General features: G+C 64.7%; 10 protein-coding genes. 3 read left to right on the top strand and 7 right to left on the bottom strand.

Translation table 11 applies throughout. The features are described from left to right. Positions 1–122 precede the first annotated feature (122 nt). The 4 genes from WAX14_RS04970 to WAX14_RS04985 all read right to left on the bottom strand — a co-directional run bounded on the left by WAX14_RS04970 (position 123) and on the right by WAX14_RS04985 (position 3,398). Positions 123–326 carry a response regulator transcription factor gene (locus WAX14_RS04970; protein ID WP_422626980.1) on the bottom strand — a complete coding sequence of 68 codons (204 nt, stop codon included), beginning with the start codon at positions 324–326 and terminating at the stop codon, positions 123–125. A gap of 179 nt (positions 327–505) precedes the next feature. After that, the gene (locus WAX14_RS04975) at positions 506–1,537 is read right to left on the bottom strand and encodes a hypothetical protein (RefSeq protein ID WP_422626981.1); all 1,032 of its coding nucleotides are present in this window, start codon (positions 1,535–1,537) and stop codon (positions 506–508) included. Beyond that, on the bottom strand, positions 1,537–2,769 hold the full coding sequence (locus WAX14_RS04980) for a sensor histidine kinase (protein ID WP_422626982.1): 1,233 nt from the start codon (positions 2,767–2,769) through the stop codon (positions 1,537–1,539). The genes WAX14_RS04975 and WAX14_RS04980 overlap by 1 nt, the downstream gene beginning before the upstream one ends. Beyond that, positions 2,733–3,398 carry a LuxR C-terminal-related transcriptional regulator gene (locus WAX14_RS04985; RefSeq protein WP_422626983.1) on the bottom strand — a complete coding sequence of 222 codons (666 nt, stop codon included), beginning with the start codon at positions 3,396–3,398 and terminating at the stop codon, positions 2,733–2,735. Before WAX14_RS04985 ends, WAX14_RS04980 begins: the two co-directional genes overlap by 37 nt. Before the next feature lie 1,008 nt (positions 3,399–4,406). Between WAX14_RS04985 and WAX14_RS04990 the strand changes: the two genes are divergently transcribed. Both WAX14_RS04990 and WAX14_RS04995 read left to right on the top strand, forming a co-directional pair. Continuing rightward, complete coding sequence (locus WAX14_RS04990; RefSeq protein ID WP_422626984.1) at positions 4,407–4,850, top strand: hypothetical protein; 444 nt, start codon at positions 4,407–4,409, stop codon at positions 4,848–4,850. Positions 4,851–5,146: 296 nt separating this feature from the next. Further along, on the top strand, positions 5,147–6,664 hold the full coding sequence (locus tag WAX14_RS04995; protein WP_422626985.1) for a hypothetical protein: 1,518 nt from the start codon (positions 5,147–5,149) through the stop codon (positions 6,662–6,664). 312 nt (positions 6,665–6,976) lie between these two features. Here the strand turns inward: WAX14_RS04995 and WAX14_RS05000 are convergent, their stop codons facing one another. The 3 genes from WAX14_RS05000 to WAX14_RS05010 form a co-directional block, all read right to left on the bottom strand. Then, positions 6,977–8,338 carry an IS1380 family transposase gene (locus WAX14_RS05000; protein ID WP_422626986.1) on the bottom strand — a complete coding sequence of 454 codons (1,362 nt, stop codon included), beginning with the start codon at positions 8,336–8,338 and terminating at the stop codon, positions 6,977–6,979. Positions 8,339–8,493: 155 nt separating this feature from the next. Further along, positions 8,494–9,564 carry a PDDEXK nuclease domain-containing protein gene (locus tag WAX14_RS05005; RefSeq protein ID WP_422626987.1) on the bottom strand — a complete coding sequence of 357 codons (1,071 nt, stop codon included), beginning with the start codon at positions 9,562–9,564 and terminating at the stop codon, positions 8,494–8,496. A 304-nt stretch (positions 9,565–9,868) separates the two neighbouring features. After that, on the bottom strand, positions 9,869–10,123 hold the full coding sequence (locus WAX14_RS05010) for a hypothetical protein (RefSeq protein ID WP_422626988.1): 255 nt from the start codon (positions 10,121–10,123) through the stop codon (positions 9,869–9,871). 200 nt (positions 10,124–10,323) lie between these two features. Here WAX14_RS05010 and WAX14_RS05015 point away from each other — a divergent pair. Next, positions 10,324–10,649: hypothetical protein (locus tag WAX14_RS05015; protein WP_422626989.1), on the top strand; the 326-nt coding region annotated here is incomplete at its 3' end.

A 10,649-nucleotide genomic window follows, 5' to 3' on the forward strand; every position in this document is an offset into this window, starting at 1 on the left:
CTATAACACTGTTCGACGGAACTCTGCGGTCGGGATGCTCAGTCCCGACAGCTACGAGCGTTCACTTCGGGTGGAAGCCGCCTGAAGGATGTAACCCCCTTGTCCACCGTTCGGGGGGAACCTCAGGGCCGGTTCGCTGCCTCGTACTTGGTGCGGATCCGCGTCAGGTGTGTCTGCACGGTGGTCACCGAGATGAACAACTGCTGCGCCACATCATGTTTCGAGTCGCACATCAGCCATGTGGTCAGGACCTGTATTTCACGGGTGCTCAACGCCGGCGACCGCGGGGCAGTGGTGAACGTGGACGGTATATCAGGCGGTGTCATCGGTGGTGTCTCCTCACATCCGCGGACCCGAGCAGGTCGCTGCGCAGGTCACGGATCAGGACACTATGGCGGCCCCGGTGGCGGCGCCAGACGCCTTGTCGGGTGTCCCCCGGTCGGGTGCCACCCGACCGGGGGGCACCGTGAGCTACGCGAACGACATGGTGTGGAGCTCGGCGTACTCATCCGACGCGGGTGTGAATACGACCGTCCTGGTCGATCTCCTGCAGCCGGGTCCGATCGCGGTCCCGCGTCAGAATCGAGGCGACCGTGGCCCGATCTGCGGGGAGCACCCGCACACACACCTGCCCGGCATGTGCGGTGTCCAGCGCGTCGGCCACGGCGGTGTAGAGGACACCGCCCAGTTGGTCGTCGAGGCTGCGGGGGCTGCGGTCGTCGATGAAGACGACGTCGATCCCGCGGGTGCGGGCCCGGTAGGCAGCAGCGTCGAGGTCGAGGGCGGACAACAGCGGTGCGCGCAGCCGATCGCGCAGGTGCGCTTCGAGCAGGGCGCACTCGATGCGCTCGGCATCGGTCAGTTCCGTACCACTGGCAATCCGTTCGAGCAGGGGGCGAACCAGGTTGTCGAGGTCACGTAGTTGACGGCTCCGTTCGTCGGATGCGGCGGACTGCGAGGACAGTTCGGCGATCTTCGCGGTCCTCTGGGCGCGCAGGGAAAATACTGCGTGGGCGGTCGGGCGCAGAGTGAACGACAGCAGCGCGGACATCGCCAACGGTGCGGCATCGACCGCCACGAGTGAGATCCCGTAGGTGGCGCCCTGCCCGGTTTCCGATGCCCAGAACCCGAAGACCGCGATCATGCCGGCCAGCCCGATCCACGGCGCGATCCGCCGACCCCGCACGCTCATGAAGCAGTAGAGCGTCGTGCCTCCTCCGTGGATCCACGTTTGCAGCGAGAACTGCGGGAACGCTGGGGTCACTGCGAGGTACAGGGCACACGCGAGCGGTCCGGCGGCGGTCAACGCGAGCGTCACCGACGTCGGGAGCGGATCGCCGGGCACGGCAACCAACACGATCGTGGCGGCGACCAGGATCGCCGTGCCGAGCACGGCGGGCCACACCGCGGTGAGGTGGCCGATCGTTGCGACCGTGACGGTCACCATCGCCGTCACATAGCAGGCGACGATCAGCCAGGCACCACGGCTGCGCATGCCCAGCAGATCACGGACGTCGGCTTGTTGGTAGGGGTGCATCAGTCGGCGGACCATTCCAGGACGACGCGGGTGCCCGCGCCGCGCCGCGATGCGATCGCGACGGTGCCCCCGGGGAGTTGGGACATGCGGCCCCGGATGCTCACGGCGATACCCAACCGCTCGGCAGGCACGGTGCGCGGGTCGAACCCCACACCGTTGTCGACGATCTCCACACACAGCCGGTCCGGACGTGCGGTGACTTTCACCGACACGGCGGCGGTGGGGCCGGCATGACGTCGACTGTTGCGGACCGCCTCGGCGGCGGCAGCGCCGATGGTCCGAACCACCTCGGACGGAAAGATCACCTCGCCCGGCGAGACGGTATCGAGGTCGGTCTGCAGGCTCAGGCCCGGCTCGATCGCGGTGCTTGCTGCCCGGATCCGCGCGACCGCTTCCTCGGCGGACACCGCCTTCTCCGGTGGGGCCGCGGCCGTCTCGCCGAGGGTGTCGAGGTCGGCGAGTGTGCCTCGGGCCTGTTGCGCGAGCTGGGCCGAGGCGCCTTGGCGGGAGGCGGTGAGCAGTGTGGCCATGACCCCGTCGTGGGTGAGCTGCGCGAACCGTTGTCGTTCGAAGGTGCGGGCCTGCACCGCTGCGGCATCGGCCGTGGCCGCATACGCTTCGGCTCGGGTGGAATCGAGGACCGCGGCGGTCTTCATCGCCATGACGGCAGCGGCGAAGTAGACGAGCGAGAAGGCAAATGCCCAGGCCATGTCCGGGAGCAGCGGTCCGTTGAACTCCGCGGCGCGGACCGTGTGGTTGATGGTGACCGTCGAGGCCACCACGACGCAGAGCACCACGAAGGCGTACATCGGGCGGAACGCGATCGCGGCCGCGATCGCGGCCAGTCCGCAGAACAGGGAAAACCATATGTTGACCCCGCCGCCGAGGGTGTTGCCGTTCCATCCGAACCACCACGATCCGACGGTGATCAGGTATCCCACGGTGGCTACGGCGGCCGCTACTCGGATGCGCCGGGCTGGGCCGCGCCACGCCACCGGGCCCAGCGCAATTCCGGTGCCGAACGTCAACGGCAGCGCCAGGAGGGTCCACCAGGGGTCCATGACCTCCAGTGACGCCGCGACGGCGGGGAGCGTCAAGACGGCGTAGGCGAGGTAGCCGGAGGCGACGAACACCGCGAACTGCCGCAGAATCCGCAGGCCGGCGATCCGGTCCTGGGGGTCGGTGTCGGCGGGATTCAGCGACGACGCTCGCGGCGGGGAATAGCTAGCCATCCGTCCTCGATTGCGCGTTTGAACAGGTCGATTTTGCTCCGGGCGGGCCGTCCTGCGAGAGCGTACTTCGTCCGGATGCGGTCGACGTAGTCGTGGACCGTATCGGGCGACAGATCCAACGATGCGGCGACCTCTTTGGTCGAGGCGCCGGTGGCATAGGCCTTGAGCACTTCCCGTAGCTGTGGTGAGAGGTCGACGAATCCGGGATCGGCGTCGAGGGCAGCTGCCCAATCGATCGTCGGTACCGGGGTTCCGGAGGCGGCATGGCGCACCGCTTCGACGAATTCGGTCTCGGGAACGTTCTTGCGCAACACCCCGAGCACACCGGCGCCGGCGGCCATCTGCACCAGATACGGCTCGTCGCCGGAGGTGTAGACGAGGGCGGGGATCCCCGCGTTCTGCAGCTGCTCGACGTTTGCTCGTGGGGAGGATCCGTCTTCCAGACGCAAATCGAGAATCACCAGATCGAGCAGTGTCGTTTGCGTCAACAGCTCGGACACGGTGCGTGCTGCCGCGACCAGTTCCATGTCCGGTTGTTCGTCGATGATGGCGCGCAGTCCTCGCACGAGGCTGTCGTGGTCGTCGACCGCCCCGATCCGCCATCGCGCGTCCTGTCCCTCTGTGTGCACGACGACAATAGTGACGTACCGGACACCGCTACCGCGTGGCAGGGCAGCGGCGAGCGACCATCGGGCGGGAACTGCACCCGGTCACCGGCGATCCATGGAATGTGGTCGACGGTGTCTGCCGGGGCCGTGCTTTCGCGTGTCGGCATCGACAGTGTCTGTGCGGGTCCGTCCGGCAGAGCGGAAAGGTCCCGCACGGCGGGGTCACTTCTGGCCGGTACCGCTGCAGGCCGAGCAGTTGACCCAGTTCCCGAAGTCGCTGTGACCGCCGGTGCCGTTGCATCTGGGACACGTTGCCCTGAGCCGGATTCGCTTCACGATGTTCATGTCTTCTCTCCTCCATGTGGCCGAGATGTGTTCGGATACATGATTCAGGGGCACACGGACTTTCGGTATCACCCGATCGGGTGAACCAGTCGAAGGGCCGGGCGCCGACGAGCACCCGATCACCGCACATGCCGCCACGGAACCCCATGCCAAGTGGGCTGGGGCGAGGATGGAGCCCCGTGGAGTGGTGGACTTCGGATCAGGCGTGAGCGACTCGCCGCAGGCGGTGGCTTCCATGTCGTTCGAACAGTGGATTGTCGGGCATTTCAGCGGAGGGTAGTTTGAGGTCGATCTGTTTGGTGAGGACCTGCAACTCTGCTGGCCTAAGTTCGAAGGGTTTCGAGTGATGAAATGCGAGAAGTGCTTCTCAACTCTCAGTGCATGCCAGGGATGCAATGGCGGACGCTCCAACCTGACGTGTAGAAAATGCAACAATACTGGACTTGTATGTCACCAGCACGACGGATTCTGGAAGAGGTGACTTCTTTTCTGGTCGATCTATCGGGCATGAGGCTTTCGGAGCACGAGCTATTGCGTGAAATTGAATTGCGTAAATTAGTAGCTTATATGTAGAGATTCGCGATGAGTAAGGTTTGAACGTATTTGGGTTAAATGGGCGCACCTAATTTTCGGGGAATTCCTGTCGGGAACTACCCATTCTCTCCGTATGTGAAGGAGCCTTCCGTGGGAATCCTGATCCCTTCGAAGGTCGCGATAGTTTTGAGGGCGTCGGCGACTGGACAACAAATGGCACAGGCGGTCACCGAAGCGGCGACTATCGAACCTTCTTTCGCACAGCGGAGGGTGAAGTATCGGCGGGCGCCCGGGATCGGTGCGGGAACGCTCTACAAGATTGACCCCGCCCAAGCTGCGCAAGAGCATGGGTTGGCGACACCGCCCGCAGTAGCCACCGAAGTTGACCTGTGCGGGATGGTGGTCAGGGTATTGCTTAGTGCCGACCGGCAGGGCGCGGAGGGCCGGTTCATGTGCGTCTCTTCCCCGCTCGATTACGGAACAGCGGCTGTCGATGGGTTCCCGTGGACCGAGGCCCTCGCTGATCGCACCGCAGAGTTTCTGACAAACATGGGGATTCAATCCCGTCTCGAGGTCATCAAAGCGCGCGGTTGACCGGTCTTTCTCAACCTGGATGGCAGGGTCATGTCATAGTCGCATTTCCACTGATGGATTCAATCCATTTTTCGAGTGAGGTGACCATCCGGCAGGTGTTCGGCCGGGGTCCATGCATACAGCTGCACGACTTCCCGGCAATGCAGCGACGGTCGAGTAAGTGGCCTAGGCGGCAAAATTAGTTGCAATAATCCTGGGTCGACGTGCAACGGGAACTGGGATTCTGGAGGTATCCGGATCTCTCGCGCATCGGGTGTTTGTGTCGAAGTGCCCGGCAGGCTTGCTGCGATTCGCGCTTGGCCGTGGGATTGAAACCCGAAAATTCACCAGTTTCACTGAAGGGAAGTCCGTTGTCTGATCTTCAAACCTACGAGACAACGCAACTCGATTGGAACGCTATCGAGTCATTGGCGGTGCGGTCGGCGAAAGAAACTCGGCTGAAACTGGCTCCACCACTGGGTTACGTCAAGAAAAATGGTGAAGAATTCGTCGACGTATGTGGACCGCATTGGTTGCTCGACAGACGTTACGAATGGAACGAGGAAGTCAGCGAATATGTCACCGAGGAGAGCTACCACGAAGAGCTGTATGTACTCACGTCCGAAGGGCGGCTCGCCAGAATATTAATTTCGGAGGAAACCAATATTCACAGGAAAAACCCTTCGAATTTATCCCGTTACAACACTCATTCCGTTCGAGCTATGACCGAAGAGGATGTAACGTCTTTCGATTTCTCGCGAGGCTACCACGAGTCGGGATACGGGACCGATAGGCATATCTGGGGGAACTCCGACAGGGTTTACAGCAGGGGGCCACTGCTGCAAACAAGGAAAGGGGCCGGTCTGAGTCTGCTCCTGGAGAATATCCGCACTGGTCGCGCCAAACAGGATGAGAAACTGTCTTCGACCCAGGAAACGGGAGATACACGAACTCAACTGCTGCCTGGACTCACGCGGTTTCATCACACTACTGAAGAACGGGCGAAAGTCGTTGCTGCCGCGCAGGCTGCCGCGCAGGCTGCCGCGCAGGCTGCAGCGTCTGCAGCAGCAGCGGAAACCGGTCGTCGTCGTCATCGAGAGATCGACAAGTTTGCTCTGGTCATCTGTGCTGTGGCCGCGTTCAGCATTGTGGTCCCGTGGGCTATCGGGCACTACATCCTGCGAGGGTGGGTTCTCGAGGAGAACCCTGCGGTGTTCGCCCCCGAGATTCGGGCGCTTCTGCCATACATCTGGGCCGAGGTCGTCGGCGGCTGGGCCGTAATCGCTTCGATTACCGGAGCGGTAATGGCATTGCGTCCGTGGCGTGCCCGGGTATGTTTCGGTGCGATCGGGGTCGCGCTGCTGGTCGTCGGATTCTGGGCGTTTGGCGCTAGCAAGTCACTATTCGCCAGCGCTGAGGATGACTCGATAAAGAATCTGGCGGCGACAGCGTTTCCATTCTCCGACTCATTCTATGAGTGTGGTAGCCGATTCCAACTCGCCACGGGCACGTACGGCGCGTATCCGCCGATGGCACTATGGCAGGTGTATCTGGGGCGTGACGAAGGCTATGAGGGGGAGGGCTGCAACCGGGTCGTCGTCTATCGAGGATGGGCCTACATGGGCCACCTCTCCCTTGCTGACGGTGAGGAATTTGATGACGCATTCGGGGGACGCTGGATGTATTCCTATACCGATGGCGAAGCCTCTTCGGACTACATGCTGCTGAGCAACCACGATCCTGCCGGGGTGTGGCTCAACGCCCGCACGACCTGGGGCCGGGTTGTTTCGACGAATCTCGTTGATGCCGGCAACGGCGGCCTCGCCTTCCGTTGACCGATACCGTCGATGGTGGCGGTGCGCTGTTTGGCGATCCTCAAACGGACGGCCACGAAGGTCGAGAGGGGAATCGCCACGTTGTGGAACGATCCCGAACCTGTTCCGGTTACTTGTCCTGCATGTCAGTCGCGCATCGCCGGCCTATCCCGGACTGTGTCTCCGCGCGGACTGAGCCCTGATCCACCGTCGTTGATTCGGATCTGATTCCTCGCCGCATTCTGGCGGGAGACTTCTCGTAGGCACGGGCGATCCGCCGGTCTGCCCGGCATTTCCACTCATGTCTCCGGTCGTGCCCTGCTGGGCGGATGGTCAGATGGTGACCGATGGTGGCGGGCCGGTCGCAATCTCGAAGAGGTTGCGCCAGGCCGACTCCCACGGCCAGCCGGTCGGCAGGTGCAGGGTCAGCCTGCGCCCGGACGACGCGATCCGGGCAGGAAGGTTGATCAGGTGGGTTCGCAGCGTTGCCCAGCGGGCGCGGGCATGACGCGGTGAGGCGGCGGCCCCGGCCGCGCGGGCGAGGTTGAACGCGATCACCGCGTGCGCGAGCCAGGCCGCGTTCGCCGCATACCTGCCCGACGGCAGGTGCGCCAACGGACCGTCCTTGAGCTCGGCAATGACCTGCTCGACGATCGCGTGGTCACGGTGCCGGCCGTCGGCTTCGACGGTGGTCAGGGTCGAGTTGGTGACGAACGCGTGGTGGCGGTGGGTGGTGAACAACTCGTCCTGCCCATCGTTCGCAGCCGGATTGAGTCGTGTGACCCGCCGGACCACCAGGCGGCAGGTCACGTGATCCTTCTTCCGCCGCGAGGTGAAGATCGTCACCTCGGTTTCGGCGACCTCGGCGTCGGAGATCCAGCGTTTCTCCTCGTCGTCCCAGACGGCGTTCGGGTAGATGATCGGCGTCCACGCGGTCTCGTCGATCCCCGCGATCGCCGCCCTGATCTGCGGGTTCATCCGTGCGGTCACCGAGAACCACGCCCCCGCGCGCTGTGCGGTGGCGATGAACGCATGCCCGAAGTAGGCCGAATCGGCGCGGGCGAGGATCTGCCCGGACGCCCCCGCGGCGCGGGCAGCACCGATCGCCTGGGCGAGCATGCGCCCGGCGCCGGTGTGGGAGGCGACGTTGCCGCGGCGCAGACGGGCGGTTGCGATCACCGGCGCCGCGATCGGCGTCGACACGACCGCCACCTGCGCGTTCAAGCCTCGGACCCCGGAGTATCCGAACGCGGCGCCTTGCTTGGCGTAGCCGTGAACCTCGCGGATGGTGTCGTCGGCGTCGATGAACGCGATCTGGTCGGCCCCGGCGAGCAGGTCCGGGACCCGGGCGGTCAGGCCGGCCAACAAACGGGCGGCGACGGCGTCGAGCTGCTGGACGTGCCCGTGGGTGAAGGAGCGCAGGTGGGTGCCGAGCGTCGACGGCGCCCGCACCCCGCCGAAGAGTCGTTCCATCGCGCCGTGCCGAAGAAGGTCGAGGTAATCGGCACCGGCCAGCATGCCGGCGACGATGCACGCGGACTTGACCACTGAGTTCGGTGAATCGACGCTCAGATGCCGGCCGAGTAGCTCGTGCAGGCCGGCGGTCTCGGCCAGCCTCATCACCGGCACCAGCCCCGCGGCCGACACGAGATTCGGGTCATCGAAAACCGGGGTGACGGTGTGAGATGCTTTCACCTGCGAGATGCCTCTGTTCTGGTGCTGGAATCTTTGTGTGGTAACTCAGATTCTCCTGCCCTGCAGGGGCTCTCGTGCTTTACGACACGCTCACACCGTCACATCTCCGGTGGATCCAGGCTGAGAGGTCGAACGAGCGGGGGCGGTCCTATTTCCTATTCGTCTTCGGTGGGTGCGGGCGTGGTGTCGGGTTCGAGTTCGTTCCAGGTGGCGTCGACCGCGGTGGCGAGTTCACGGTCGGTGGGGACCAGTTCACGGATCGGGTCGGGCAAAGTGTCGTAGGTGTAGTTCGCCACCGCCAGCGGAGCGGTGGTGCCGGCGAGGGAGTAGCGCACAACGTTGTCGTTGCGGCCGGCGCAGAGCAGGATCCCGATGGTCGGGGAGTGCCGGCCGGGAATGCGGAGGTTTTCGTCGACCCAGGACACGTAGAAACCGAGTTTGCCGGCGTATTCAGGCTCGAACCGGCCTACTTTGAGTTCGACGACGACGAACCGTGATTGGAGCCAGTTGAAGAACAGCAGGTCGATGTAGAAGTCGTCGCCGTCGACGGTGAAGTGGTACTGGCGGCCGACGAACGCGAAGCCGTGTCCGAGTTCGAGCAGGAACGTCTCGAGCCGGGCCATCAGGGCGGTTTCGAGGTCGCGTTCGGCGACGCGTTCGGTGAAGTCGAGGAAGTCGAAGATGTACGGGTCGCGGACGAGTTGCTGGGCCAGGTCCGAGTCCTGGGGAGGTAGGTGGTCGGGGAAGTTCGACGGGGCTGCGCCGATCCTGCGGTGCAGTTGCCCGGCGATCTGATGGGCGAGGACGTTGCGGGACCAGCCGTGTTCTGCGGCTTGGGCGGCGTACCAGTTGCGTTCGCCGGGATCGGTCAGCTTGTCCAACAGGACGGTGACGTGCCCCCACGGAAGTTGTGCAACGGGTTGTTGCACGATGTCCTGGGGCCAGGCCTCGGCGAAGGACCGCATGTAGAACAGGTTGCGGCGCGAGAGGCCGCGCATGTGCGGGAACTCGGCCCGCAGATCGTGGGCGAGTTGGTCGATGACTTTCGCGCCCCAGCCGTGTGCATGTTGCCGTTGCCGGATCGCGTGTCCGAGGTTCCAGTACAAGGTCAGCAGTTCGGTGTTCGCGGCGCGGGAGGCACGGATCCGGGCGTGGCGGACCTGCGTTTTGAGTTGCTCGAGGAACCGGGGGTAGTCGTCGGGCAGCGGCGCGGCGGGATCACTCATCGCACCATCTTCACCCGCGGCGATCGCAACCGGACGTGCACCGTCTACGTGCACGTGCTTGCTGACAGGCGAGCGTCGGGTGCCGGGTGAGCGGGGCGTCGACATCATCTGGGGGCGCCGGGTCCTGAAACCCGTGGAGCCGGGAGGGTTCGGACCTGTGGGACGAGGACGACCCGGACCTGCTGTAGCCGGTATTGGGCTACGGGGTCCGGTTCGATCGGCACCATCCATATATTCCCTATGGGAGCTATGGGCACGCCGCGATCGGTGTGTCCACTGCCCGGATGATGGCCGCTGCCGCTGGTCACAGCTTCCACAGGCGCAGCAGCGCCGCGCGCAGGCTCGGGGAGATGATGCGGTGGTCGTGGTGCAGCCGAGGGTTGGGGTGACCGTACTCGGCGAGGACGCGCGCGGCCTCGGATACGGAGACGGGGTCGAGGTCGGTGCGGGCGCGTAGCCGGTAGGCGACGGCGTGGCGGGTGCGGGGGATGGGGTGTGGGCCGGTGTCGACGACGGCCGGCGGATCCAGTCGGGTGTCGTCGTCGCTGATTCGGATCACGACGTCGCCGGGCTCAGGGCGGGTGCGCCGATCGGGGCCGGGGCTGTTGTCGCGGATCCACCGGGCGTGGTAGCGGGGATTCGGCCCGCCCGTGCCCGGTGCGGGTGCAGGCCAGTGGTTCTCGTTCTCGTCGTCGGGAATGTAGTCGTCGACGTGGCGCAGGAAAGGAACATCCGGCGCACCCGGGTGGGAAGGAAGTCGTGGCCTGTGCGGGTGCGGCTGCCGATCCCGGGTATCGGTACGACGCGGCCGATCTGCCAGATGGCGGTGGCGCTGTCGAGGAACACCTCGTCGACCTCGACCGTGTCGCCGAGCCGTCGATAAAGACATGCGCCGCGGGGATGGTCTCGGGGTCGTCGGTGGCGATCGCGGTGTCGTCGGCGAGGGTGGAGCTGTGCGAGGCGCTGGCGGAACCGACGATCACACGGTCGCCGGTGATGATCAGGCCGGTGTGCAGGTTCGGTGTCGACAACACCCGCACCCCGGCGTCGAGGAATCGGGCGAGGGCGGTGGGGGAGGTGGCGTG

Source organism: Rhodococcus sp. (in: high G+C Gram-positive bacteria) (assembly GCF_049299235.1).
Taxonomy (GTDB): Bacteria; Actinomycetota; Actinomycetes; order Mycobacteriales; family Mycobacteriaceae; genus Rhodococcus.

Excerpts from the sequence above, each read along its gene's own strand:
- WAX14_RS04970 (WP_422626980.1), bottom strand. The coding sequence starts at position 326 with ATGACACCGCCTGATATACCGTCCACGTTCACCACTGCCCCGCGGTCG.
- WAX14_RS04975 (WP_422626981.1), bottom strand. The coding sequence starts at position 1,537 with ATGCACCCCTACCAACAAGCCGACGTCCGTGATCTGCTGGGCATGCGC.
- WAX14_RS04980 (WP_422626982.1), bottom strand. The coding sequence starts at position 2,769 with ATGGCTAGCTATTCCCCGCCGCGAGCGTCGTCGCTGAATCCCGCCGAC.
- WAX14_RS05005 (WP_422626987.1), bottom strand. The coding sequence starts at position 9,564 with ATGAGTGATCCCGCCGCGCCGCTGCCCGACGACTACCCCCGGTTCCTC.